This is a genomic window from Vibrio sp. MarTm2 (assembly GCF_027587055.1).
Lineage (GTDB): Bacteria > Pseudomonadota > Gammaproteobacteria > Enterobacterales > Vibrionaceae > Vibrio > Vibrio sinaloensis_D.
Window position 1 is genome coordinate 333,317 of record NZ_JAPPTK010000001.1, and the last position, 26,540, is coordinate 359,856.

At 46.0% G+C, this 26,540-nt stretch carries 25 protein-coding genes; 5 read left to right on the forward strand and 20 right to left on the reverse strand.

Annotated elements, in window-relative coordinates:
* Positions 1 to 11: 11 nt before the first annotated feature.
* Both OH458_RS01560 and mlc read right to left on the reverse strand, forming a co-directional pair.
* Positions 12 to 959, reverse strand: coding sequence for a chemotaxis protein CheV (locus OH458_RS01560; RefSeq protein WP_269977057.1), 948 nt, complete (start codon positions 957 to 959; stop codon positions 12 to 14).
* 249 nt (positions 960 to 1,208) lie between these two features.
* On the reverse strand, positions 1,209 to 2,426 hold the full coding sequence (mlc, locus tag OH458_RS01565; RefSeq protein ID WP_039627713.1) for a sugar metabolism global transcriptional regulator Mlc: 1,218 nt from the start codon (positions 2,424 to 2,426) through the stop codon (positions 1,209 to 1,211).
* A 237-nt stretch (positions 2,427 to 2,663) separates the two neighbouring features.
* Between mlc and pyk the strand changes: the two genes are divergently transcribed.
* A complete protein-coding gene (gene pyk / locus OH458_RS01570) occupies positions 2,664 to 4,106 on the forward strand; it encodes a pyruvate kinase (protein WP_269977058.1) in 1,443 nt (480 codons plus the stop codon).
* A gap of 36 nt (positions 4,107 to 4,142) precedes the next feature.
* Here the strand turns inward: pyk and OH458_RS01575 are convergent, their stop codons facing one another.
* Complete coding sequence (locus OH458_RS01575; RefSeq protein ID WP_269977059.1) at positions 4,143 to 5,282, reverse strand: patatin-like phospholipase family protein; 1,140 nt, start codon at positions 5,280 to 5,282, stop codon at positions 4,143 to 4,145.
* Positions 5,283 to 5,292: 10 nt separating this feature from the next.
* A complete protein-coding gene (gene cydH, locus OH458_RS01580) occupies positions 5,293 to 5,385 on the reverse strand; it encodes a cytochrome bd-I oxidase subunit CydH (RefSeq protein WP_150114119.1) in 93 nt (30 codons plus the stop codon).
* Positions 5,386 to 5,514: 129 nt separating this feature from the next.
* Between cydH and OH458_RS01585 the strand changes: the two genes are divergently transcribed.
* On the forward strand, positions 5,515 to 6,108 hold the full coding sequence (locus OH458_RS01585; RefSeq protein WP_269977060.1) for an outer membrane beta-barrel protein: 594 nt from the start codon (positions 5,515 to 5,517) through the stop codon (positions 6,106 to 6,108).
* 39 nt (positions 6,109 to 6,147) lie between these two features.
* On the opposite strand, the gene OH458_RS01590 is transcribed toward OH458_RS01585, so the two are convergent.
* The 15 genes from OH458_RS01590 to yceD form a co-directional block, all read right to left on the reverse strand.
* On the reverse strand, positions 6,148 to 6,570 hold the full coding sequence (locus OH458_RS01590; protein ID WP_269977061.1) for a hypothetical protein: 423 nt from the start codon (positions 6,568 to 6,570) through the stop codon (positions 6,148 to 6,150).
* 218 nt (positions 6,571 to 6,788) lie between these two features.
* Positions 6,789 to 8,219, reverse strand: coding sequence for a PTS glucose transporter subunit IIBC (ptsG, locus tag OH458_RS01595; protein WP_269977062.1), 1,431 nt, complete (start codon positions 8,217 to 8,219; stop codon positions 6,789 to 6,791).
* 445 nt (positions 8,220 to 8,664) lie between these two features.
* Positions 8,665 to 9,432, reverse strand: a complete 768-nt coding sequence (locus OH458_RS01600; RefSeq protein WP_269977063.1) for a TatD family hydrolase — start codon at positions 9,430 to 9,432, stop codon at positions 8,665 to 8,667.
* The gene (gene holB, locus OH458_RS01605; RefSeq protein ID WP_269977064.1) at positions 9,423 to 10,385 is read right to left on the reverse strand and encodes a DNA polymerase III subunit delta'; all 963 of its coding nucleotides are present in this window, start codon (positions 10,383 to 10,385) and stop codon (positions 9,423 to 9,425) included. Before holB ends, OH458_RS01600 begins: the two co-directional genes overlap by 10 nt.
* Positions 10,385 to 11,017: a dTMP kinase gene (tmk, locus tag OH458_RS01610; RefSeq protein ID WP_269977065.1), complete on the reverse strand. Its 633-nt coding sequence runs from the start codon at positions 11,015 to 11,017 to the stop codon at positions 10,385 to 10,387. Before tmk ends, holB begins: the two co-directional genes overlap by 1 nt.
* On the reverse strand, positions 11,014 to 12,030 hold the full coding sequence (mltG, locus tag OH458_RS01615) for an endolytic transglycosylase MltG (RefSeq protein ID WP_269977066.1): 1,017 nt from the start codon (positions 12,028 to 12,030) through the stop codon (positions 11,014 to 11,016). The genes tmk and mltG overlap by 4 nt, the downstream gene beginning before the upstream one ends.
* On the reverse strand, positions 12,027 to 12,830 hold the full coding sequence (gene pabC / locus OH458_RS01620; protein WP_269977067.1) for an aminodeoxychorismate lyase: 804 nt from the start codon (positions 12,828 to 12,830) through the stop codon (positions 12,027 to 12,029). The genes mltG and pabC overlap by 4 nt, the downstream gene beginning before the upstream one ends.
* 101 nt (positions 12,831 to 12,931) lie before the next feature.
* On the reverse strand, positions 12,932 to 14,173 hold the full coding sequence (gene fabF, locus OH458_RS01625; protein WP_038134104.1) for a beta-ketoacyl-ACP synthase II: 1,242 nt from the start codon (positions 14,171 to 14,173) through the stop codon (positions 12,932 to 12,934).
* A gap of 90 nt (positions 14,174 to 14,263) precedes the next feature.
* On the reverse strand, positions 14,264 to 14,497 hold the full coding sequence (gene acpP / locus OH458_RS01630; RefSeq protein ID WP_004406112.1) for an acyl carrier protein: 234 nt from the start codon (positions 14,495 to 14,497) through the stop codon (positions 14,264 to 14,266).
* A gap of 306 nt (positions 14,498 to 14,803) precedes the next feature.
* A complete protein-coding gene (fabG, locus tag OH458_RS01635; protein WP_038134689.1) occupies positions 14,804 to 15,538 on the reverse strand; it encodes a 3-oxoacyl-ACP reductase FabG in 735 nt (244 codons plus the stop codon).
* Positions 15,539 to 15,565: 27 nt separating this feature from the next.
* The gene (fabD, locus tag OH458_RS01640) at positions 15,566 to 16,489 is read right to left on the reverse strand and encodes an ACP S-malonyltransferase (RefSeq protein WP_269977068.1); all 924 of its coding nucleotides are present in this window, start codon (positions 16,487 to 16,489) and stop codon (positions 15,566 to 15,568) included.
* Positions 16,490 to 16,570: 81 nt separating this feature from the next.
* Complete coding sequence (locus OH458_RS01645; RefSeq protein WP_038134099.1) at positions 16,571 to 17,551, reverse strand: beta-ketoacyl-ACP synthase III; 981 nt, start codon at positions 17,549 to 17,551, stop codon at positions 16,571 to 16,573.
* A 6-nt stretch (positions 17,552 to 17,557) separates the two neighbouring features.
* A complete protein-coding gene (plsX, locus tag OH458_RS01650) occupies positions 17,558 to 18,583 on the reverse strand; it encodes a phosphate acyltransferase PlsX (protein WP_038191499.1) in 1,026 nt (341 codons plus the stop codon).
* Between the two features lie 10 nt (positions 18,584 to 18,593).
* Complete coding sequence (rpmF, locus tag OH458_RS01655; protein WP_004414666.1) at positions 18,594 to 18,764, reverse strand: 50S ribosomal protein L32; 171 nt, start codon at positions 18,762 to 18,764, stop codon at positions 18,594 to 18,596.
* A 30-nt stretch (positions 18,765 to 18,794) separates the two neighbouring features.
* Positions 18,795 to 19,322: a 23S rRNA accumulation protein YceD gene (yceD, locus tag OH458_RS01660; protein WP_038134092.1), complete on the reverse strand. Its 528-nt coding sequence runs from the start codon at positions 19,320 to 19,322 to the stop codon at positions 18,795 to 18,797.
* A gap of 148 nt (positions 19,323 to 19,470) precedes the next feature.
* Between yceD and OH458_RS01665 the strand changes: the two genes are divergently transcribed.
* Positions 19,471 to 20,052 carry a Maf family protein gene (locus OH458_RS01665; RefSeq protein ID WP_269977069.1) on the forward strand — a complete coding sequence of 194 codons (582 nt, stop codon included), beginning with the start codon at positions 19,471 to 19,473 and terminating at the stop codon, positions 20,050 to 20,052.
* 60 nt (positions 20,053 to 20,112) lie between these two features.
* On the opposite strand, the gene rluC is transcribed toward OH458_RS01665, so the two are convergent.
* Positions 20,113 to 21,057 carry a 23S rRNA pseudouridine(955/2504/2580) synthase RluC gene (gene rluC / locus OH458_RS01670; RefSeq protein WP_038213606.1) on the reverse strand — a complete coding sequence of 315 codons (945 nt, stop codon included), beginning with the start codon at positions 21,055 to 21,057 and terminating at the stop codon, positions 20,113 to 20,115.
* 572 nt (positions 21,058 to 21,629) lie between these two features.
* On the opposite strand from rluC, the gene rne reads away from it, so the two are divergent.
* On the forward strand, positions 21,630 to 24,629 hold the full coding sequence (rne, locus tag OH458_RS01675) for a ribonuclease E (RefSeq protein WP_269977070.1): 3,000 nt from the start codon (positions 21,630 to 21,632) through the stop codon (positions 24,627 to 24,629).
* A gap of 318 nt (positions 24,630 to 24,947) precedes the next feature.
* Positions 24,948 to 26,507 (forward strand): SulP family inorganic anion transporter, encoded by a 1,560-nt coding sequence (locus OH458_RS01680; RefSeq protein ID WP_269977071.1) that lies wholly within the window; start codon positions 24,948 to 24,950, stop codon positions 26,505 to 26,507.
* The last annotated feature ends 33 nt before the right edge of the window (positions 26,508 to 26,540 follow it).

Here is a 26,540-nt window from a genome sequence, read left to right on the forward strand (position 1 = left end):
AGCAATACTTCTTAGTTGGTGAGTATATCCCTCAACCTATCTTGAGCAACCTCAACCAATAGGTCGGGTTGGAACTTAGAAATAAATCGATCACAGCCTACTTTCTTTACCATCGCCTCATTGAAACTGCCGCTAAGTGATGTGTTTAGAGTCACGTAAAGATCTTTCATTCTTGGATCGCTACGTACTTCATGAGTCAGCTTGTAGCCATCCATTTCTGGCATTTCAGCATCAGTGATCATGAGTAACAGTTCTTCGACGACATTCTTACCTTCATCCGCCCACGATTTTAGCAGCGCCAGAGCTTCAAGGCCGTCTCGGCACTCAATGATATTCAAGCCGAGTTGAGATAAGGTTCCTTTGACCTGCGCACGAGCTGTCGAGGAATCATCAACGATCAGTACGTTACGGCCGACCATTTCAGCGGCCAACTGCTCATCCAGAACACCTTCCGAAATCGACACATCGTAATCGATGATTTCAGCGAGCACTTTTTCTACATCGATAATCTCGACGATTTCTTGGTTCTCGCCATCTTTAATTCGCGTAATCGCGGTAAGGTAATTTGAGCGCCCTGCCGTTTTTGGTGGCGGCTGAATTTCCGTCCATGCGGTATTGACGATATTACGGACTTGACCGACCAAAAAGCCTTGTACGGTACGATTATACTCGGTAATGATTAAGTTCTGTTCTTGTGTTTCTTGGCGAGAAGGAGGAAAACCAATCGCACTGCGAAGGTCAATGACAGGAACAGACACACCACGCAACGAAGCAACGCCAGTAATGTTGTGATGAGACCCCGGCATTTTCGTCAACTGTGGCACTTTAATGACTTCGCGAACCTTAAACACATTAATGGCAAAGATCTGTCTACTGTTTAGACTAAATAACAACAACTCTAAACGGTTTTCACCAACTAGGTTCGTACGCTGATCAACCGTATTTAAAACTCCAGACATACCACTTCTCTACCAAAAGGTTATATAAACAAAATAGTCTAAAGAAAGACTAAGGTAAAAACTAATACCAAGACCACTAATTTGTATTTTAACAAAGTGTAGATATGGAAACAGAGACCGAGGTCAATGGCACCAGTGATGAAGACTCAGCGCCTCAAACCCTCTACTAGCAAAAGTATAGTCTGCTAATAACAGAAAGATTATAGGGGTTTAGTGAAAAGATAGATAGTAAGTGAGTAACCGAAGGCATTAGCCCTCGATCACTTTCATCAATAATAGGCCGTCATAGAGCGCTTGCTTGATCAGTGCTGCGCCCGGCATGGTTGCCTGTTTGTAGAATCGAGACTCCACCAGCTCAAGATCTTGATGGTAAACAGGAAGGCTTTGCTCTTCGATGCATGTTTGAATCGCAGGATAAAGCACTTCTTTAGCTTGGTTAATCGCGCCACCAATCAATATCTTCTCAGGGTTGAAAAGGTTGATCACAATCGAAATGGCCGATCCTAGATAACGCCCCAGCTTCTCTACAACATCAACCGCTAGCGCATCACCTTTTTCTGCGGCTTCACAGATGTCTTCAACAGAAATTTCTTCTATTTCTGACAATATTGATGTTTCACCGTTCGCGATACGCTCTGCCACTTCACTACGGATAGCTTGCGAACTCGCCACGGTCTCTAGACAACCGCGATTTCCACAGTGACATTGTTTACCATTTGGGTCGATCTGAATATGCCCGAGCTCGCCAATATTGCCATGACGACCTTGTAACACTCGGCCATCGAGTATGATGCCTGCGCCCAAACCATGGTGGATGGAGATTAACACCGAGTTATCGTTTTCTTGGGAGTGACCAAAGAGCTTCTCCGCCAACGCCCATGCACGCGTATCGTTGGCAATGAAAACGGGGAGCCCTGTCGCCTTATAGATTTCTGGGCCAAGAGCCAAATTCTCGACGTTGTAGTGTGGCATCTGTAACACAATGCCCTGCTCGGAATTCACTAAGCCAGGAAGAGTGATAGCGATACTCGTCACACGGTCAAGTTGGTCAGAATAGGTCTGGAAAAACTCGTCAATTTCATGCAGCAGACGAGCAAGCACATCCTCTTGATCGATTTCATGAATGTCGATTTTTGTATCAATCAATACATCACCGCCCAATTCATGCAGAGCAATGGTCAAGTAGCCTCGGCCAAGACGCATCGACAAAAATTGCCAACCCTCATTGTTCACTTGCAAACCAACCGCAGGTCGCCCCCGACTGGTGGCCTCTTGCACGGTTGTTTCATGAATGAGGTGGGCTTCGATCAATTCACGAGTAATCTTAGTGATACTAGCGGGTGCCAGTTCACTCTCCTTCGATAAATCGATGCGAGAAATTGGCCCTTTTTGATCAATGAGTTTATAGACCCGTCCAGCATTGACCTGCTTGATATGATCAATATGGCCAGGTTGAGCCATGTACATAGAGTGCTCCGAATATCAACAACTAGGTAATTTTTTTACTTTGCGAAGTAATTGTGAAGAGCTTTGATAGATCGCCGTGACAAGTGTCACGTATAAACATGTTTCTTTGTGTACCCAGTCAAATAGCGAAGGCTTTATCACATTTCATGCTCTATTTTTTTGCATAAATAATTATGTATTTTTCCTACCCGTCTAAAATTACTAATTATCACGCAGAGTCAGATCAAGGAGATCATAATGACCTCACCACAAAGAAGAACAAAAATCGTCTCAACACTCGGACCTTCAACAGATAAGCCTGGAATATTAGAAGCAATACTCGAAGCGGGCGTGAATGTCGTTCGCATGAATTTCTCGCATGGTACCGCCGACGACCATCGCCAACGTGTGACTCGTGTACGCAACATCGCCGCTAAACTGGGTACACACATTGCGATTCTTGGCGATCTACAAGGGCCGAAGATCCGTGTTTCGACGTTTGCAGAAGGAAAAATCCACCTCAATGTCGGTGACAATTTTACGCTCGACAGTGCGCTTCCTGCGGGTCAAGGCAATCAGGATGCCGTAGGTTTGGATTACAAAGCGCTGCCTCAAGATGTGTCTGCGGGTGATGTTCTTCTGCTCGATGACGGACGAGTCCAATTGAAAGTCATTGGCGTCACTGACACAGAGGTTCGTACCAAAGTGACCATTGGCGGTGCGCTATCCAATAACAAAGGCATCAACAAGAAAGGCGGTGGCCTCTCCGCCGATGCCCTGACTGAAAAAGACAAGAATGATATTAAGCTCGCGGCCGAACTCAAAGTCGATTACCTTGCGGTTTCTTTCCCGCGTAATGGCGAAGACATGAAATACGCAAGGCGCTTAGCTCGCGATGCAGGGCTTCACGCAAGGCTGGTTGCCAAAGTAGAACGAGCAGAAACTGTTGCGACCAAAGAGAATATCGATGACATCATTAAAGCTTCAGACGCCGTCATGGTGGCGCGTGGCGACCTTGGTGTGGAAATAGGTGACCCTGAGCTAATTGGCGTGCAAAAACAGCTTATACGACGTGCTAGAGCGTTAAATAGAACCGTCATTACTGCGACACAGATGATGGAGTCGATGATGGAAAACCCGATGCCTACGCGAGCCGAAGTGATGGATGTCGCCAATGCCGTGCTCGATGGCACCGATGCCGTGATGCTATCTGGCGAGACTGCCGCAGGTAAATACCCATTAGAAACCGTACGATCCATGGCAGAGGTCTGTTTAGGGGCCGAGAAGATGGCCGACATCAACCGTTCGAGCTATCGAATGGAAGAGGTTTTTGAAAGCAGCGAAGAGACAATCTCGATGTCCACCATGTTCGCCGCCAACCATATGCGCGGCATAAAAGGCATCATCACGTTAACCGAATCTGGTCGTACCGCATTGATGACATCTAGGCTGAGCTCTGGTTTACCTATTTTCGCTTTATCGCGCAACGAAGCGACGCTGAATCTCTCAGCGTTATATCGCGGGGTATTTCCGGTTTATTTTGATTCTAAAGGAGATACGGGGTTAGTCACGGCGCAAGCGGCGGTCGAGGCCCTGAAACAACGAGGGCTGTTAGACGACGGTGACCTTGTGATCATTACTCAGGGCGATGTAATGGATGTGGTTGGTTCGACCAACTGTATGCGCATTCTGTCTGCCTGACCAGATCGCTAAAACCATAATAGGGAGCGACGCTCCCTATTTCATTTTTTGTGGAATAAGCTGACTATAGGTTTCAACGAAACGAAAGCCGGCGTCGAATCCCAACTGATAGTCATGCAACAAGCTCTCCTTTTCACTCAGCAATGAGCTTGAGCGCAGCGGCTCTTCGGGTTTTATCTGGACAATAAAACAATCATCTGGCGGTGCTTGGAGAAAATCTTGGGTTAACGAATAGGTCTGATAATGAACCATCAACATATCCGCCAACCCAGAATCAAATTTATCTCCAAGAAGGTGGCTAAGCCTGTAGATATCATCGGCTCCAAATAGCCAACGCCCTCCATTCAATGCCTCAAAGTGATTTACTATGCCCTTATGCCGATGTGCTCTAGAGACTTGCTCACTCAAAAACATGTTCCAGTCAGATTTCCATTGCATCAATTTACTCTGCCAATGGCCTTGTATCGAGTTAAACGAATCGCGAAACCATTCTACGGGCTCGCTTTCTACCACTTCCTTCGTGCCCGTCACCAAATCGTCGCCTTCGGTTCGAATCACTACGATACACCGCGCCTCTCGGCGCCACGCCTCCTGTACAGGTATTGATGCAGACACACCACCGTCCACGTATATACCATGTTCAAATTCGACCGGTTGGTTGTACAACCGTGGAATCGCACAGGTCGCAATTAGGACTTTTTTCCAATCCTCACTGAGCATTGGCAAATAGTGATCCATCAACTTATGAGTATCGGTCACCGCTGCAAACGCTTCTCGCCCAGCGAGCACCTGTCGTCCCATATCAATATCAAGACGATACGGGTAGTCAGATACGCGATCGAGCGCCCAATCTAAACCCAAAAATTGGCGACGGCGAATATAGCTAAACAGATGGAAAAACTGAGGGTCTGTGGTCAAATCGAGAATAAAGGATTTACCAATACCACGCTGACGACAAAGAAACGCACATAAATTCAGCGCACCGGCGGACGTGCCGTAGAAAGAATGAAAAGGATCGAAGTTTGATAAGAGAAAGGCATCTAATACACCAGAGGTAAAAATACCCCTTTGGCCGCCACCTTGAGCAACCAACGCATTTTTACCGCCGGTGTACTTTTTGAAGTTCTGAAGATCGAGTTGTACCGCAGCGTTTGTCACCACACCGCTATTTCGCATTCAAAACTCTCTACATTGTCGATATCGCGACAACGCCAAATCCAATTAAAACGGAAAAGACGACAGCCGTGATGATTAGGGCATATTTGAGATCGTGTTCCATAGACACCTCCTTCTTGTTTAACAAAGTAATAACATCACTGTGAATCATCTTCAATAATTGCGTTTTTTTTGTGCTTAATTATGGCGTTAGCATCACAATTAGTAGGTGTATTCAATCTTTGGAGCCAGTATGAACTTTGTTATCCGCACGGGAGTTTTCTTATGTTTACTCGGAGCAACTCACGGCTATGCAGCCGAACTGTATGTCACGCCATGGATGGGATATACCCTAGGTGGCAGTGTTGAAAACCAAGATGGCGATGACTTTGATCTTGAAGCGTCTGCCAACTTGGGATTGAGTGTCGAAACCGATCTAGACAACGGACGAATAGGCTTGTTCTATACTCGACAAACCACCAAAGTAGAACAGGTCAACTTGGATTCTGATATGCACTATTTGCATTTTCAAAGCAGCATCCAATATGAACTGAGTCAGGATTTTTCTTCTTATCTAGGGCTTGGGTTGGGAGGTTCTTACGTAGATGCAGAGTGGGTAGACGACAAACTTGGCTTTTCAGCATCAATTTTTGGCGGATTCGAATACCAAATTACCAACTATCTTGCGGCCAATGTTCAAGCCCGATGGTTAGGTACCGTCGTTGACAATGACACTAAAGGAGTATGTAACCTCCCGACAACTGGCTCAGATTCTTGTGTGATTCAATTTAAAACATCTTGGATGAACCAGTTCTCTACCAACGTCGGCTTAACTTGGCGTTTTTAATCGAGCTTTTGGGGGGAGCTCCCCCCTATTGCGGCTAACTTAAAACGAGTACTTAATGCCCAGTGCACCACCTACTTGTAGCTTCGCCCCTGAATACAAGTCCAGCTCTGGATGGATTTGGCCATACATGTTCCAACCTTTACTGATGTCCCACTTTAAGCCAAGTGGTAATCGAGCGCCAAACTCCTTACCTTCCCACTCACTCCAGCCACCTACGCCAACGTACCATGATACGGGCATACTTTGATCAAACTCTCCACGCGATAAGATGTAATCAAAAGCACCGCCATCGTTACCAATGGTAAAACGATACTGACTATCGATTTCAACCACAACACTCAGGTCTTGATCCAATGCCATCCCTACTGACAAGTCGGTTTTTTGTGGTTCATCAGCACTAGAAGAAAAAGAAACAGCGAAAAGTAGTGTCCCTAGTGCACCTGAAAAGAGCGCTTTGTTCATACAACCCCCATATCTTAGATAATATAAAACAGCGTACAATTATCCTGTCTCAGGCCTCCTTAGTGTCAGACAAAAGTTAATGTGCCGCAAAGATGCCGCCTACAAGAGCAGCGATTTGTAACAAACCAAAACATACGTCGCGGAGTCTCTGACTTTAGTACAAACGAAAAAAAGGAGGCCTAAGCCTCCTTTTCGCAATTTAGATGAGTAGGTGGGAATTAACCGTGGTTACGGATCCACTCATCCATTTCAGTTTTCAGGTTGTCAGACTTAGTACCGAAGATAGCCTGAACACCACCCGCTACAACAACAACACCCGCAGCGCCTAGTTGTTTTAGCTTGTCTTGGTCAACTGCAGCTGTGTCAGCTACTGCAACACGTAGACGAGTGATACATGCGTCTAGACCAGTGATGTTTGCTTTACCGCCAAATGCAGCAACCAACTCACCTGCTAAGTCAGAACCTGTCGCAACAGATGCTTCTTCAGATTCGTCTTCACGACCTGGAGTTTTAAGGTCCATCGCTTTGATTACAGCACGGAACACTACGTAGTAGATTGCAGCGTATACAACACCTACAGCAATCATCAGACCCATCTTCTGTGCGTTACCAGAAAGAACTAGGAAGTCGATTAGACCGTGTGAGAATGAAGTACCGTGTACAAAACCTAGAGTGTTAGCCACTACGTATGCAGAGCCTGCTAGTAGAGCGTGGATACCGTATAGTACAGGAGCTACGAATAGGAATGAGAATTCGATTGGCTCAGTGATACCAGTTAGGAATGAAGTCAGTGCAGCAGACGCCATGATACCCATTACTTTCGCACGGTTTTCTGGCTTAGCAGAGTGAGCGATAGCAATAGCAGCAGCTGGTAGACCGAACATCTTGAACATGTAACCACCTGCTAGCTGACCGAAGCCGTTGCCCGCAGCACGAGATGCTTCATCAGCAACTAGGTAACAAGTTAGTACGCCGTTTTGAGTTTCGCCTGCAGCGTTAACACAAGTACCTGCTTCGAAGAAAAATGGTACGTTCCATACGTGGTGTAGACCGAATGGGATTAGTGAACGCTCAACGATACCGTAGATACCAAACGCAACTTGTGGGTTTTGGTGAGCAGCCCAGTCAGAGAATGATGCAATAGCACCACCGATTGGAGGCCATACGATAGATAGAACAATACCTAGACCGATCGCTGTGAAACCAGTGATGATTGGCACAGCACGCTTACCAGCGAAGAAGCCTAGGTACTCTGGAAGTTGAATTTTGAAGAAACGGTTGAATGCCCAAGCAGCCACACCACCGACAAGGATACCACCTAGTACACCTGTATCGATTTTTTCAACACCCATAACACCAGCCATAACGCCTAGTGTTGCCGTCATAATGCCGTAGCCAACGATTGCAGCAAGGCCTGCTACACCGTCGTTGTTAGTGAAGCCAAGTGCTACACCAACAGCAAATAAAAGTGCCATTTGGCCGAATACTGAGCCACCCGCTTGTTCCATTAGGTTAGAAACGATATCTGGAATGAAGCTTAGGTCGGCAGCACCTACACCTAGTAAAATACCTGCAACTGGTAAAACTGACACTGGTAGCATCAGAGCTTTACCAACTTTTTGCAGGTTAGCAAAAAGGTTCTTAAACATGTTTATGCTCCTGAAAAGTTTATAAGATTTATTGGGCTCTAACGGCACACCCCCGTAGCCTTAAATGTTAGCACCCAGAAAAAATGTAACCACATATGTCACTATATTTTCTGCCTCTAAATATATATTGAGGGTTAACAGTCTTACTAGCGGGTTACGAAATTAAGTTTCAAACTAATAGATAGATCACAATAAAAACCGCATACTGAAATGCTTTACAACCAAGATAAGCGACTGTTTTTAAATAACTAATTTGTAAATACGATTAATTTCACCGAGTAAATAAAATAGACAGCATTGTTATTTTATGTAACAAATTTACAAAGTGATATTTTAAGCTCTCAAGTTCAACAAAATTAGTAAACAAAGCCAGCCAAACGCTTGCGCGTGATCTAGCCTACAAAAAAAAGGAGCTTTCGCTCCTTTTTTAATCAATTTTCATTTTCTATCTCAAAAAAAGATTTCTAAAGTTTTCGCTGGTTTTTTCTCCAACTTCGCCAAGAGAAACGCCTTTCAGCTGCGCAATGTAGGAAGCGACCTCAACGACATACGCCGGTTGGTTCTGTTTTCCTCGATGCGGGACAGGAGCCAGGTACGGAGAATCGGTTTCGATAAGAAGTCGCTCTAAAGGCAGCGCCTTGACGACCTCTTTCAGCTCTGTAGCCTGTCGAAAGGTGACGATACCAGAGATCGATATGTGAAAACCTAGGTCCATTGCCGCTTCAGCGAACGCAAGATCCTCAGTGAAGCAGTGAATGACCCCACCACACTTCTCGGCACCACCATTACGCAATATATCGAGCGTATCTTGCCTAGCGTTGCGCGTGTGAATGATGAGTGGTTTGTTCAGTTTTACCCCAAGTTCAACCTGCTGCTCAAATCGCAGTTTTTGTAAATCTGCCGTTTCTGGCTGATAGTGGTAATCCAAACCTGTTTCGCCAATGGCAACGACACGAGAGTGAGCAGCATAGTCATGTAATCGGTCCAACGCAAAATCGCTTTCTACGTCGAGTGGGTGAACACCACAAGAAGCATAAACGTTGTCAAAAGGTTCTATCATTTCCAACATCTTTGGAAAAGAGTCTAACGTTACCCCTACTGAAAGAAGCTCTGTAACGTTTGCCGCTTTCGCTTTAGCGACCACATCAGCAATGCCGGTATGGAGATCTTGATAATCAAGCTTATCTAAATGGCAGTGTGAGTCTACAAACATGTTTCCCCGTTAAATCTAAATAACCAATCCAAAATGAGCAACTCACTGTTGAGCCCTGAATGCTGACGCAACTGGTCGATGAGAGCACTTAATGCCTTTGTCTGCTGATAAAGAACATCGTAGCTAACTAGCTCAGACAGCCGTTTTGCCCCAGGGACAAAAAACGGCATGTTGACAGAAAAATGGACTTTTTGAGCATCAGTGAGTAAATACCATAACCAAAGCAAGGTCTCATGAGGGTTGTTTGCCAACGCTTTCGCCAAAGATAAGCTGTCACCCGACAGTTCAACAACCTGAATGAAGCTCTGCTCGACTTTGAGGTACTCTTGCTCTTTATCCTGCTCTACAAACTGTAGTGTGTTTAGTGGCGCATTGCTATTTAAGTGCGCCGCGTACTCAGGTGCAGAGCGGCTGGTCTGCTCTGAGATCCACTGAGTCACCATCTCAGAGTTAGGAGGCGTGACTTGCCATTGCTGACAGCGACTCGTGATAGTGGGCAACAAGCCATTAGTACGGTGGGTAACCAGCAGGAACATACAGCTTCCGGAAGGTTCTTCAAGAGTTTTCAACAACGCATTAGCAGCAGATTCATTCATCGAATCTGCTGGCTCAATCACAAATAAGCGAAGACCGCCTAATTGAGACGATTCTTGTGCTTGTCTATTACACTGGCGAATTTGATCGACTGAAATGGCTTTGCCTTCTTTTTCAGGTTGGACAATGTGATAGTCAGGATGACTACCAGACTGCATAAGCTGACAGCTATGACAAAAACCGCATGCCTCATGGTCATAATTGCTGCACATCACAGCACGGCTAAAGTGTTCAACAATCTGCTCAGCACCCAAGCCTGGTTTTGCGGTCAACATCGCTGCGTTGGAAAAGCGACCATTTTGCAAACTCACCTGCCACTCTTGCCAAAGCTCAGATAGCCAAGGGTAAAGCGTCGTCATTACAGCGTATCCATCCAAGAACGTAATGCCATTTTTATATCTGCTGCCACCTGATCGATGGTTTGCTCAGCATTGACCACCATGACACTCTCGTCTGCATTTGCCATTTCAAGGTATCGTTCGCGTGTTCGATCAAAGAAACTCATGTCCATTTTCTCGATACGATCCAGTTCTCCACGTCCTCGCGCTCGTTCAAGCCCAACTCGTGGGTCAAGATCGAGATAAATGGTCAAATCAGGTTTAAAGCCACCAAGCGTCGTCTGCTTTAAAGACGCCATTGTCTCTTTGGCAATCTGACGTCCTCCTCCTTGATACGCCTGAGAGGACATATCGTGACGGTCGCCCACAACCCAAGTACCCGACTCTAATGCAGGCTTGATAACATTCTCGACCAATTGAACGCGAGCGGCATACATAAGCAGCAGCTCAGTCATATCTTGCAATACCTCACCGTCGTGCTCTTGCTTGACGAGAGTGCGCAACTTCTCAGCTAACACGGTTCCACCAGGTTCGCGAGTGTTCTTGATACGTTCAACGCCCGCTTGCTTTAGAGTCTCCATCACTGCATTAATGGCAGTGCTTTTACCCGCGCCTTCTAGGCCTTCGATAACGATAAATTTAGCTTGGCTCATTGGTTACTTCTTAATTGTTTTAAATAGGCTCGTACAGCACGGTTGTGTTCTGCCAATGATTTCGAGAACACGTGGCCACCTTTACCACTGGCAACAAAATAGAGATAGTTGCTCGCCTCTGGATTGAGTGCCGCTGCAATAGAGGCTTCTCCCGGCATCGCTATTGGTGTCGGTGGTAAGCCAAAAATAGTGTACGTATTGTATGGTGTCGGTGTGCGAAGATCTTTTTTGCGAATATTGCCGTCATACTTATCTCCCATCCCGTAAATAACGGTAGGATCAGTCTGCAAACGCATGCGCTTATTGAGACGGTTAACAAAGACTGAAGCGACACGCTCTCGCTCTTCTTCTACTGCGGTCTCTTTTTCAATGATAGACGCTAGAATTAACGCTTCATAAGGCGTCTTCAACGGTAAGTCTTCTTGTCTTTGTTGCCATTGTTCATCAAGAATAGCCTGCAGTTTAGAAGAAGCACGCTTCAAGATATCGAGATCTGAGGTGCCAAACGTATAGTGATACGTTTCTGCAAGCATTAATCCTTCTAACTTATCATGTTCAAGGCCAAGTTTTTGAGCGATCTCTGCTTCACTTAAGCCCGACATTTCATGCTCTAAATACTCAGCTGTTTCGAGTGCTTGACGCCACTCCTTAAACGTTGAACCTTCGACAAAAGTAATTGCAAATTGGTGTTCTTTGCCAGACTTAAGTAATTCAAGAGCCTGAGCTAAGGTAGTATTGGGTTCAAGTAAATAGGTTCCCGCTTTTAACTGAGTCAGCTCAGGGTGGAAACGGCGAACAAGTTTGGAGAAATCATTCCTTGCTATGATTCCCTTTTCGGTTAACTGGGATAGCACACGGTTGAAACCGGTTCCTGACTTTAGAGTAAATATTTGCTCTTGTTCGATATTGAGAGGCTGAGCGATATACTGCTCAACTTGTTTAGTGACATAGCCATAACCTGCCGCCGCAGCAAGCGCGATCAACAGTAAAAAAATAGTGATTTTTTTAATCACGACAGGGCCTTCTCCTGAATAGTTCTTGTAAGTTTTCCAATTAAAAACGTCTGCTTTTCGATTGCAGAGACAGGCGCCACACCCAAAATGGAGTTAGTGACAAAAACCTCATCAGCCGCCAACAGATCTTCCATCATGTAGTCCGCCTCCTTAACAGAGACTCCGAGCTTAGACACTACGTCCAACACCACGCGACGCATAACACCATCGACACCCGCATTCGAAAGGCTAGGCGTATATAACACCTCACCCTTCAACCAAAACAAGTTAGCCATAGTGGTTTCAACAACCTTGTCATTGCAATCCAACGCAATACCATCGACGTAGCCTTGTTGCTCTACATCCGCTTTCAATAATATTTGTTCAAGACGGTTGTTATGTTTGTGCCCTGCCAACATTGGGTTAATCCCTAATCGCTTGCGGCAGATACCTAACACAACGCCATCTTGACACCATTGTTCATAGTGAGACGGAAATGGAAAGGCGCTAATGGTAACATTTGATGAGGTCACTTGAGTAGGGCTATATCCACGCCCTCCTTCTCCTCGGCTGATATGCAGTTTGAGACCGGCTTTCTCTTCGGTATTTGCCATTTGCTTGAGCCAACATTCGATCTGCCTCCAATCAGGAGATTCGATGCCAAGTAGCCTCAAACACGCATCCATTCTCGCAATATGCCTATGCCAATGCTGTACCTGTCCATGTCGGGTCAGCATGGTGGTAAAACAACCGTCACCATATTGAAACGAGCGATCTGTCAGCGCGACACAATCCTGCAACTCTCCATTGAGCAAATACATGTCATTCCTACGTCTGTGAAAATTTAAACGATTATTAAATAACAAAACGGCTTAATGCCAAAGCACTAAGCCGTTTTATTTAACAGAGTTGAAACCGTTCTTTAGATTTTTTTGAATACTAGAGAACCGTTAGTACCACCGAAACCAAATGAGTTACAGATTGCGTAATCCATTGATACTTCTTTTGCCGTGTGTGGTACAAGGTCGATATCAAGACCTTCTTCTGGATTATCAAGGTTGATCGTCGGAGGGACAATTTGGTCAACAAGAGACATCACCGTAATGATAGCTTCTACTGAACCCGCCGCACCAAGTAGGTGACCCGTCATAGACTTAGTCGAAGAAACCTTAACTTGTTTAGCACCTTCTTCACCCAGAGCACGCTTCACACCTTTGATTTCTGCAACATCCCCAGCTGGTGTAGACGTGCCATGTGCGTTTACATAGCCAACCTGAGTGCCCACGATACCCGCGTCACGCATTGCTGCTTCCATCGCTAGAGCGCCACCTGAACCATCTTCAGATGGAGAAGTCATGTGGTAAGCATCGCCCGACATACCGAAGCCAACCAGCTCAGCGTAGATTTTCGCGCCACGTGCTTTCGCATGTTCGTACTCTTCTAGAACCATCATGCCCGCACCGTCACCTAGAACAAAACCGTCACGGTCTTTATCCCAAGGACGAGACGCTTTTTGTGGCTCATCGTTACGAGTCGACAACGCTTTAGCTGCGCCAAAACCTGCCATACCAAGCGGAGTCGATGCTTTCTCAGCACCGCCTGCAACCATTGCATCAGCGTCGCCGTAGGCAATCATACGCGCTGCATGACCGATGTTGTGAAGACCCGTAGTACACGCCGTCGAGATCGCGATATTAGGACCGCGAAGACCACGCATAATAGATAAGTTACCTGCAACCATGTTAACGATGGTTGATGGAACGAAGAATGGGCTAACTTTACGTGGGCCTTTTTCAACTAGTGCTGTGTGACCAGTTTCAATCAAGTCAAGACCACCAATGCCAGAGCCGATAGCGACACCTACGCGAGGTGCATTTTCTTCGTTAATTTGTAAACCAGAGTCATCTAGAGCTTGAATACCCGCTGCGATACCGTATTGGATAAATAAATCCATTTTACGTGCATCTTTCTTAGACATGTACTCGGTACAGTCAAAGTCTTTTACCAGACCCGCAAAACGAGTAGAGAAGTTTTCGGCGTCAAAATGCTCGATATTTACGATACCACTTTGACCAGCAAGCAGGGCTTTCCAAGATGATTCTACGGTGTTGCCTACCGGTGACAACATACCCATGCCAGTGACAACAACACGACGCTTGGACACGATATTATTCTCCGGAAATGAAATGATTCTATGGAAGGATAGAAGGGTTAAAAAGAACACAGGCGGCCAGAAGGCCGCCTGGGGGAGATATTACTGAGCGCTGTTTACGTAGTCGATTGCAGCTTGAACAGTAGTGATTTTCTCAGCTTCTTCGTCTGGAATCTCAGTATCGAATTCTTCTTCTAGAGCCATTACTAGTTCAACAGTGTCTAGAGAATCAGCACCTAGGTCGTCAACGAATGAAGCTTCGTTTTTAACTTCAGCTTCGTCTACACCTAGCTGTTCAACAATGATTTTCTTTACGCGTTCTTCGATGTTGCTCATTTTTTCTTTTCCTTTACAGATTTCGCTCAATGCGATGATTCCGTAGTTTATTCGAACTACTGAAAGTTGCAAGGGGGACCTTGCTGGTCAAACCACAATTTTAGCGAATTTAACCGAAATTCAATACATTTTTGACTTAAATCATGCACAAATGTTGCGCATGTTCATGCCAGTTGTCACCAAATATAGGCTATTTTAGTGACATTCCCTAACTTGAATGATGACATTTTAGGTTAATTGACAAATTATGCAGAATTTTGAGTACTCTTTCGCTAAAAAGTTCACTTTCTCTGCGTAATGTATCAATTAAACCATGTACATGCCGCCATTTACATGCAAAGTTTCGCCCGTGATGTAAGCTGCTTCTGGTGAAGCCAAGAATACAACCGCAGACGCAATTTCACGCGGGTCACCTAAACGACCTGCCGGTACAGCAGATAATGTCGCCGCACGTTGATCGTCATTCAGCGCTTTGGTCATATCTGTTTCGATAAAACCTGGAGCAACCGTGTTCACAGTCACGCCGCGAGAAGCCACTTCACGTGCCATAGATTTAGTGAAACCAATAACACCCGCTTTCGCAGCTGCATAGTTAGCCTGGCCTGCGTTACCCATAGTACCAACAACAGAACCTACGTTGATGATACGGCCAGCACGCTTCTTCATCATGCCACGCAGAACCGCTTTAGACATACGGAAGATTGGCGTCAGGTTAGTATCGATGATGTCATCCCACTCAGAGTCTTTCATACGCATAAGTAGGTTGTCACGGGTGATACCTGCGTTGTTGACTAGGATGTCAATGGCACCAAACTCATCGTTGATCGTCTTAAGTGTTGCTTCGATAGACTCTACGTTAGTTACGTTAAGCGCCAGGCCTTTGCCGTTCTCGCCTAGGTACTCGCTGATTGCCGCCGCGCCGCCTTCAGACGTTGCTGTGCCAATTACTGTTGCACCACGCTCAACAAGCAGTTCAGCGATTGCACGACCAATACCACGGCTTGCACCAGTAACTAGAGCAACTTTGCCTTCTAGGTTCATCATGTTCGTTATTCCTTTGTGCTTAAATTACTTAGCAGCGTCTAGAGATGCAGCATCGTTAACTGCAGCGCCACTTAGTGTCTTAACAATTCGTTTTGTTAGGCCAGTTAGAACTTTACCAGGGCCAAGCTCCAGTAGTTTCTCTACGCCTTGCTCGCTCATTAGCTGTACGCTCTCAGTCCAACGAACTGGGCTGTATAGCTGACGTACAAGCGCATCTTTAATTTTTGCAGGATCTGTTTCAGCAGCAACGTCGACATTGTTGATGACGGGAAGCTGAGGAGCACTAAATTCTAGCTCTTCTAGTGCTACCGCTAGTTTGTCAGCTGCTGGCTTCATTAGCGCACAGTGAGAAGGCACAGATACAGGAAGAGGAAGTGCACGCTTAGCGCCCGCTTCTTTACACAACGCACCAGCGCGCTCTACTGCATCTTTGCTACCAGCGATAACAACCTGACCTGGAGAGTTGAAGTTTACTGGAGAAACAACCTCACCTTGCGCCGCTTCTTCACACGCTTTAGCGATTGATTCGTCATCAAGGCCGATAATTGCATACATCGCGCCAGTACCCGCAGGTACCGCTTCTTGCATCAACTGACCACGAAGCTGAACCAATTTGATCGCTTCTTTAAAGTCGATAACACCAGCACATACCAATGCTGAGTATTCACCAAGGCTGTGGCCTGCAAGGTTTGCTGGTTGCTCAAGACCTTGCTCTTGCCATACGCGCCAAATCGCAACAGAAGACGCGAGCAAAGCAGGCTGAGTGCGGTGAGTTTGATTTAAATCTTCTGCAGGGCCATTTTGAACAAGAGCCCATAGATCGTAGCCCAGTGCTTCTGACGCTTCAGCAAAAGTCTGTTTTACCACGTCATGTTGTTCACCAAGTTCAGCAAGCATACCCACAGTTTGTGAACCTTGACCTGGAAAAACGATAGCAAACTTACTCATTTTATTTTCCTTAAACTGGATTCTTTAAATCAAAGAAGAAAGAAAAGATGCCCTCAAAGGCATCTTAATTTTGAATTCTAATTAGAACTTAACGAGCGCCGAGCCCCAAGTAAAACCACCGCCAAATGCTTCTAGCAGTAGAGTTTGACCGCGCTGGATACGACCATCGCGCACCGCTTCATCGAGCGCAGTAGGAACGGTAGCCGCTGATGTGTTGCCGTGACGGTCTAATGTCACAACGACTTGATCCATTGACATCGCAAGTTTCTTGGCTGTCGCTGAAATAATACGTAGGTTGGCTTGATGAGGCACTAACCAATCTAGTTCAGATTTATCCATGCCATTTTCTTTTAGCGTTTCTTTTACCAAACGCGAAAGCTGAGTCACAGCCACTTTGAATACTTCGTTACCAGCCATATGCAGCCAGCTGTTAATGTCTTCGCTGTGTTCTGATTCGCTAGGCACTTTCTCATGACGGTCTGCAAACTTAAGGCTAAGTAGTTCACCGAAACGGCCATCAGCGTTGATCGTCGTAGACAGAATACCCGGCTCTTCACTTGCGCCCACCACTACCGCACCGGCAGCATCACCAAAAAGGATGATCGTAGAGCGGTCGTTAGGATCACATGTCTTAGATAATGCGTCAGCACCAATTACCAAGATGTTTTTACAATGACCGGTTTTGATGTATTGGTCAGCAACAGAAAGCGCGTAGATAAATCCAGAACATGCCGCAGCCATATCAAAGGCGGGACAATGCTTAATACCAAGCAGCGCTTGTACCTGACATGCTGCTGATGGAAAAGCATGTGAACCACTTGTGGTTGCTACAAGAATCATATCGATGTCGTCTTTGTCGATACCTGCCATCTCGATAGCATTCTTCGCCGCTTGGTAACCCATGTCTGCAACAGTTTCGTTTTCTGCCGCGATACGACGTTCGCTAATACCTGTGCGAGTGACAATCCACTCATCAGTGGTATCTACCATTTTCTCTAAGTCTGCGTTTGAACGCACCTGAGATGGCAGGTAGCTGCCAGTACCTAAAATTTTGCTATACATGAAGACCTAATAATGCCTCTCGAGTAAAACCGCTTCCAAACGATCGCTAATACGGCTGGGTACTTGTCGTTTGACCTCGTGCAACGCCTCACCAATTGCATTGATGACGGCGTTAACGTCAGCGCTTCCATGGCTTTTTATGACAATGCCGCGCAATCCTAGCAAACTTGCACCGTTATACTGGTCGGGGTTCAGTGTTTTTAGCTCATTAAATAAGCTGGAAAATAATTTTCTTGCAATCCAACCCTTTATAGATGAGGACATCATGCTCGATTTCAACTTATCTATAAAAAGCTGGGCTGTACCTTCGCAAGCTTTTAAACATACATTCCCCACAAAGCCGTCACACACAACGACATCTGCGGCGTCATGCAACAATTGATTACCTTCAATGTAGCCTACAAAATTGACCGACTGCGTAGCAGAGAGCATCTCAGCACAGCGCTTGACAAGATCGTTGCCTTTTATTTCTTCAGCACCAATGTTAAGGATCGCTACACGGGGTGGTCGTTGTAGGTATTGTTCCGCCAACGCACTACCCATTACCGCAAATTGGAAGAGCGAATCGGCATCACTAGAAACGTTTGCCCCTAGATCTAACATCCAGGTTTTGCTACCAGAAGCGGTTGGCAAAGCCGAAATCAAGGCTGGTCGCTCGATTCCAGGCAATAGCTTTAAGCGAAAGCGTGATAACGCCATCAAAGCACCAGTGTTTCCTCCGCTAACACAGGCATCCGCATCGCCTTGAGCGACCGCATCAATTGCCATGCCCATGGAAGTGCCGTTGCTATTTCTTAGCGCGAGAGACGGTTTTTCTGAGTTGGAGATCACTCGGTCACAGTGTTGAATGCTCAAGCGAGAGTCTGGCTGATAACCAAGAGAAGATAATTGAGTTGTGATCGAAGTTTGATCACCTAGTAGGATCACTTTTAGCTCTGGGAAATGCGACAGTGCCTGCACGGCGGCAGGCACTGTAACGCGAGGACCGAAATCCCCGCCCATTGCATCAAGTGCAACGGTTATATTAGGCAAAGGTTCAACCTTACTTGTTGATAACCTTTTTACCACGGTAGTAACCTTCAGCAGTTACGTTGTGGCGTAGGTGAGTTTCACCTGAAGTTGCGTCTACAGAAAGTGCAGCTGTAGTTAGGGCATCGTGTGAACGACGCATACCACGCATTGAACGTGATTTCTTGCTCTTTTGTACGGCCATTGACCCTACTCCTATGTAAGTATTAAAGAATTACTTCTTTAAGCTTTTTAAAACGTCAAATGGATTCGGTTTTTTCTCTTCCACAATTTCTTCTGGAATTTCGCCAAACACCATATTATCTGAATCAACGCTACAGTCCGCTTCGTCGTGCATTGCAATTTGAGGCAAGTTTAGAATGAACTCGTCTTCAACTAACTGTATTAGGTCTAATTCACCGTACTCGTTCAGATCTACCAAATCGTACTCTTCCGGTGCTTCCTCTTCAGTCCTTTCACCGCGATACGGTGTATAGGTGAATTGGACATCGCACTCATGTGCGAAAACCTCATTACAGCGCTGACACTCTAAGTCGACTACGATGTTAGCTTTACCAGAGATAACAACGAGTCGCTGCTCATCTAAGTCAAATGACAGTGACACTTCGGCGTCGCGTTTAACGCCTTCGACCGACTCCACTAAGCGCTTAAAGAGACTAATTTGAATAATACCTTCAACATCTAGTCGCTTCTGGGCAGCGCGCATTGGATCAATCGTACGCGGTATTTTTACCTTTTGCATAGGGCGCGAATTCTATCTTCCAAATCGTTTATAGTCAAAGAAAAAGGGCAAAAAAGTGGACTTTTTTTCCTTTCCAGCGAGAGAGCTAGTATCACAACCATAATATCGATTAAGCTCACACTAACCCGCTGTTAGATTGTAAATTAAAATGCCAAATTACCAACTAGTTTTAGCCTCTACCTCGCCGTATCGCGCCCAACTGCTCAATAAACTTGCAGTTCCATTTGTTACAGCTAGCCCTGATTTCGATGAAACGCCGTTAGATAACGAAACACCTTTTGAGCTCGTCAAACGCTTAGCCATCGGCAAAGCGAACTCCTGTCAAACACCACAAGCAAGCTTGGTTATTGGCAGCGATCAAGTCTGCGTTATCGATGGAAAAATTATCGGTAAGCCTCATACTCGTGAAAAGGCTATCGAGCAATTAACTCAACAAAGCGGGAAGTCTATACAGTTTTTTACTGGGCTTGCCGTTTATAACAGTGTTTCGGGTGAAACGCAGGCTCTGGTCGATACGTTTACCGTCCATTTTCGTTCCCTCTCTCAACACCAAATAGAAAGCTATGTTGATAAAGAAGAACCTTTTAACTGCGCTGGCAGCTTTAAAAGTGAGGGCTTGGGTATTGCGCTTTTTGAAAGACTTGAGGGCAAAGATCCCAACACCTTAGTCGGTTTGCCTCTAATAGACCTGATCGATATGCTAGAGAAGCAAGGGATAAGCATACTCTAGGGGAAAGAAAAGGGCTGACGCCTTGCGTCAGCCCTTGATGAATCGAGCTAATTACTTTATCTAAAGTTTTCGCAGTCCTGCCAACACTCGTTCAAGCTTTGTTTCCATAGGTGCGTTGATTTCCATCCATTCATCGTTGGACGGATGTTGGAACTTGATATTGGCCGCGTGTAGGAACAAACGATCCAACCCCACCTTACCCGTGTAGGCATCGAAACGTCTGTCACCATAGCGATCATCCCAAGCAATCGGATGACCCGTGTATTGAGTATGCACTCGGATTTGGTGTGTGCGGCCCGTAATTGGACTCGCTTGAACAAGCGTTGCGTCTGCAAACTTCTCGATGATTTTAAATCGAGTTTCCGACGCTTTGCCATTTGGGTTAACGCGGACAATGCTGTTTACTTCATTTTTTAACAGAGGCGCGTTAACAACCTTACAGCTGCTCTTCCATTGCCCCATGACCAAAGCAAAGTAAAACTTCTTCACAGTTTTCTCTCTGAACTGCGCTTGCAAATGGCGCAGAGCAGAACGCTTTTTAGCCACCAACAAAATACCTGAAGTATCACGGTCAATACGATGCACTAATTCAAGAAAACGCGCTTGAGGGCGCAACGCGCGCAGAGCTTCAATGGCACCAAACTTAAGCCCGCTGCCGCCATGTACCGCTGTTCCCGATGGTTTATTCAATATGAGCATATGATCGTCTTCATAAATAATCATATGCTCCAGTTCTGCAACCTTGTTTAGCTTAGTACTCGGGGCAATTTCGTCGGTTTTTTCTTCCATCGTTACTGGTGGAATGCGGACTAAATCCCCAGCTTGAAGCTTATATTCTGCTTTGACGCGTTTTTTGTTTACACGCACTTCTCCCTTACGCAAGATTCGATAAACCATGCTTTTAGGGATACTTTTCAATTGGTTGCGTAAGAAATTATCAATACGCTGACCTGCCATGTCGTCGTCAATATCGACAAACTGGACTTTTGTTCTTATTTCGCTCATGCGGTTATTCTATCACTCAAAGTTGCGTGATTTCACATTTTCTTCGCAACAAACTGGAATTTCACTCGATAAGAATGGGTTCAAATTCTACTCCGGATAAAATTCCACCAATTTAATTGCAATTTTCAAAAAACTGGCTGTTAGCGCTTCCAAAACAGATACTTATGAAAAATAAAAACAGCTTTTTTAGCGTTTTATTATAAAGCAGATTGCTGAGTTTATTGGGTACTGCTATAGTTCACACCTGCAATAAAGGATTCGGTTGCATTTTAATCAAACCCAATCATTTTAAAGCAAGTTAAATGAGTAGCTCGCTAATTTACCAAAATGCCGCACACGGCGTAAGACATTTTCGAAACTAGCAAATCTTGTTGCCCTACTCATAACTCATTCACGTTGAGTATTTACCGCCAACTATGCGGCTCACAAGCGATCAAATAGCTTGTGAGGCTGAAGTGCCCCAGAGCATCCCTCCAGCCGGGAGGCTGCAACGTAATAAGCCATGGGATCAGGCACCGTGAAAGAGAAAAAAGGCAACAAGAAAAACAAAAAAATGACAACGAGATTTATCAATGAAAAGAATGTTAATCAACGCAACTCAAAAAGAAGAGTTGCGTGTCGCTTTGGTTGATGGCCAGCGACTTTTCGATCTAGATATCGAAAGTCCAGGTCATGAATCAAAAAAAGCGAATATCTACAAAGGACGTATCACCCGCATCGAACCAAGTCTAGAAGCTGCCTTCGTTGACTACGGTGCAGAAAGACACGGTTTCCTCCCTCTTAAAGAAATTGCCCGCGAATACTTCCCTGAAGGATACACATATCAAGGCCGTCCTAGCATTAAAGAAGTGCTAACCGAAGGCCAAGAAGTGATCGTACAAGTCGAAAAAGAAGAACGTGGCAGCAAAGGCGCTGCGCTTACAACGTTTATCTCTCTTGCGGGTAGCTACCTTGTTCTTATGCCTAACAACCCTCGAGCTGGCGGTATTTCTCGTCGTATCGAAGGTGATGAGCGCACACAGCTGAAAGCTGCATTAAGTACTCTAGAACTGCCTCAAGGCATGGGTCTAATCGTACGTACTGCGGGCGTAGGCAAGAGCGCGGAAGAGCTAGAGTGGGATTTGAATGTACTCCTTAACCATTGGGGTGCCATCAAGCAAGCCTCTGATTCAAACGCGGCGCCTTTCTTGATTCACCAAGAAAGTAACGTCATTGTTCGTGCTATTCGAGACTACCTACGTCGTGATATCGGCGAGATCCTTATCGACAGCAACACAATTTACGAACGCGCATTAGATCATATTCGCCTAGTTCGTCCTGATTTCGTCAACCGCGTGAAGAAATACGACGGTGAAGTGCCGCTGTTTAGCCACTATCAGATTGAAAGCCAAATAGAATCAGCGTTCCAGCGCGAGGTTCGCCTGCCTTCTGGTGGTTCAATCGTTATCGACCCAACAGAAGCGCTGACTTCTATTGATATCAACTCCGCTCGCGCGACGAAAGGTGGTGATATCGAAGAAACGGCTTTAAACACAAACCTTGAAGCAGCCGATGAAATTGCTCGTCAGCTACGTCTTCGTGACTTAGGTGGTCTAGTTGTTATCGACTTTATCGATATGACGCCAGTTCGCCACCAACGTGAAGTTGAGAACCGTCTGCGTGACGCTGTTCGTATGGATCGTGCACGCGTACAAATTGGCCGTATTTCTCGCTTTGGCTTGCTTGAAATGTCGCGCCAACGCCTAAGCCCTTCTCTTGCGGAAGCAAGCCACCATATCTGTCCTCGCTGTACAGGTACTGGTGTGGTTCGTGATAACGAATCATTAGCGCTTTCTGTTCTTCGTTTAATCGAAGAAGAGGCATTGAAAGACAATACTGCGCAAGTTTTGGCTGTAGTGCCTGTTCCAATCGCTTCTTACCTTCTCAATGAAAAGCGTCGTTCAGTGAACCACATCGAACGTACACAAGAAGTTAAGATCACGGTTGTTCCAAACTCAGAGATGGAAACGCCTCACTTCGACGTAATCCGTGTTCGTGAAGGTGAAGAGTTCGATCTGCTGTCTTACCTACTTCCTAAGAAACTGGAAGCAATGAAAGAAGCGGAAGGTCGTGAAGTGTCAGAAGTAGACGCGAAACCAAAGAAACTGGAAGAACCGGTTCTTAAAGGCTTCGCATCTCCGGCTCAGTCTGCGCCAACACCGCCTAAACCAACGCCTAAAGCAAAAGAAAGCAAACCTGCTGTTGCTGAAGAATCGAAACCTGGTCTAGTCAGCCGTTTCTTTAAAGCTCTAGGTAGTTTCCTATTTGGCTCGGGTGCTGTAGAGGAAAAGGTTGAAGAAAAGCAGGCGAAATCGGATAAGAAGGACGGCCAACGCAACAATCGCAACCGTCGAAATCGTAACGATAACCGTCGCCGTAATTCTCGCGACAACCGTAACGAAAACCGTAAAGATAATCGCGAAGATAAACGTGATAACAAGCGTAAGCCTCAATCACGTGATGAAGCGACAAGCGATAACAAACAGACTAACGACCGCAAGCAGCAGAACCGTAAGCCTAAGCAGGATCGCCGTAACAAGCGTGACGAAGTGAAGACAAACACCAAAGTTGCTGAAGAAGGTCTAAAACTCGCATCTGAAGCACAGCAAGCTGAAAAGCCAAACCGTGCAGAAGAAAAAACGGCTAAAGTTAAAGAGCGTCGTCAACGTCGTAAGCTGAATAAGCAAGTTCGCGTTAAAGACCAGCAAAAAGCGCAAGCCGAAGCGGTCGAAGACGTGAAACAGGCGCAGGCGGAATCAGTGGCCGAAACTGTCGAGCAAGCGGTAGAAGCAGTTGCTACAGAAGAAGAGCAACAGCCGAAACAACGTCGCAACCGTCGTTCTCCGCGTCACCTACGTGCAAGCGGTCAACGTCGTCGTCGCGGTCGCGATCGTCGCCCTAACCCATTCCGTCTACGTAAAGGTGGGGTTGCGTCTCCAGAAATGGCAATGGGTAAAGTAATGCCAAGCTATGGCATCACTAAGCCGACACGCAAACCGAAGAAACAGCACGCTACGGCAGACACTCAAGTAGCACTTGGCGGTTTTGCTTGCCCTGAAATGGCGATGGGTAAAGTGATTCTGCGTCGTGAACAACCTGTAGTTGAAGTAGAAGTTGCGCCAATCGTAGAACAACCAAGAGTTGAGGCGCCAGCCGTTGAAGTACCTGTCGTTGAAACGCCTGTTGAGAACCAAGCGGTGAATATTGCTCCAGAACAGGTTGAAGAAACCGTCGAAGTGATTGCTGAAGCAGTGGCAACTGTGAACTCTGAACAAGCTGAAGCTCCAGTTAAAGAGCAAGAAGCAGAGGTTGAAGAGCATCAGGCTGCCAAGGAAGAGACTGAAATCGTCGTTCCAGCATTCAAAGGACACGCTTCTGCGCCAATGGCCAAAGCACCAGGAACATCAGAGCTAAAAGAGATCACTGTTAACGCAGCGCCTCTACGCACTGAACGTTACCAGTCGAAAGGTGCGGGAAGCCAAGTTGCCCGCAACCAAGCGGGTGCAGCGATGGCTAAGCCGCAAAGCTACTAGTTAAGTACTCGAACAAGTACTCAAATGAAACAGCTCCTATCTAGGAGCTGTTTTTTTATGTGTAAAAATCATCACGACTACGTATCTGTTATTAATCACAAATATTAGTCAATATAGGGTTCATTCTTGAACTTAATCACACTTTTCGGTAGCATTCGCCGACTCGAACTGAATTCTGCTCATATCGCTATATCAAACTAGCGGCGTTTACGCTGAGCAATAGCTTTAAACACTCTGCTCTTTTACATTGCATTTTACTTGGTGCTCACTAAAGCTTAATTCAGACTCCTTCTACACACTTAGCAAAACTGAGTAAGCATGTTTGAATTTCCACAATTTTCTAAGCACTCCGTCAAAAACGATGTGCTCTCTGGTCTAACGGTTGCGTTAGCACTGGTTCCTGAAGCGGTTGCATTTGCATTCGTCGCAGGCGTTGACCCTATGGTCGGCTTATACGCTGCCTTCATCGTTGGTTTAATCACCTCAATCTTTGGTGGTCGCCCAGGTATGATCTCTGGTGCAACAGGTGCAATGGCCGTTGTTATGGTTTCATTGGTTGCAACTCACGGTGTTCAGTACTTGTTTGCCGCTATCTTACTCGCAGGTATCCTCCAAGTTACTGCTGGTCTATTTAAGCTTGGTAAGTTCATCCGTATTGTTCCGCACCCTGTAATGATTGGTTTCGTGAACGGTTTAGCTATTGTTATCTTCCTTGCGCAGCTTGGCCAATTTAAAGCGCCGGATCTAACGGGTGCGTTGACATGGCTACCGTCTGACCAAATGATGCTGATGCTAGGTCTGGTTGCTCTCACCATGGCGATTATTCATTTCTTACCTAAGTTTACTACTGCCGTTCCTTCGTCACTTGTGGCAATTGTCACCGTCACGGCATTGGTTGTTGGTTTAGATCTTGAAACACGCACCGTTGTCGATTTCCTACGCACGATGTCAGGTGATGAAGCCGCGACACTTGCGGGCTCGCTACCGACTTTCTCAATTCCAGCTGTTCCATTCACATTTGAAACGCTGCAAATCATCCTTCCGTACGCCATTATCTTGGCCGCGATTGGCTTGATTGAATCTCTACTGACGCTTACTGTTCTCGACGAAATGACAAACACGCGTGGTCAATCTAACCGTGAGTGTATCGGTCAAGGTATGGCTAACATGACCTGTTCAGTCTTTGGTGCTATGGGTGGTTGTGCGATGATTGGTCAGTCAATGATCAACGTAAACTCAGGTGGTCGTGGTCGACTTTCAGGTATTATTGCTGCCGTTGCTCTGTTGATGTTCATTTTGTTTGCTTCATCTCTCATTGAAATGATTCCTCTGGCTGCACTAGTGGGCGTGATGTTCATGGTGGTTATCGGTACATTTGAATGGGCAACCTTCAAACTTGCTCGCCGAGTGCCAAAACAAGACTTCTTTGTTATCGTCCTGGTGACGGTTGTAACCGTTCTGACTGATTTGGCCGTCGCTGTTTTCGTTGGTGTTATCGCATCTGCACTGATGTTTGCTTGGCAACATGCAAAACACATCTACGCTGACACATGTATCAACGAAGAGGGTTCAAAAGAGTACAAGATTCACGGTCCTGTGTTCTTTGGTTCTGTTGCAAACTTCCTTGAGATCTTTGATGCTCACAAAGACCCTGTAGACGTTATTGTTGACTTTGCCGACTCGCGTGTCACCGACCACTCAGCGATCGAAGCGATTGAAACCCTAGCCGAACGTTACGCTGCACAGGGCAAAACTTTACATCTTCGCCACTTGAGCCCAGATTGCCGTAAACTACTCGACAAAGCAGGTAGCCTAGTGGAAATCAATGTCAAAGAAGACCCTAGCTATAAAGTCGCAACCGACGTACTTGCAGGCTAATTCGAACAGTTGTAAAAAGGGCTTCCATTTGGA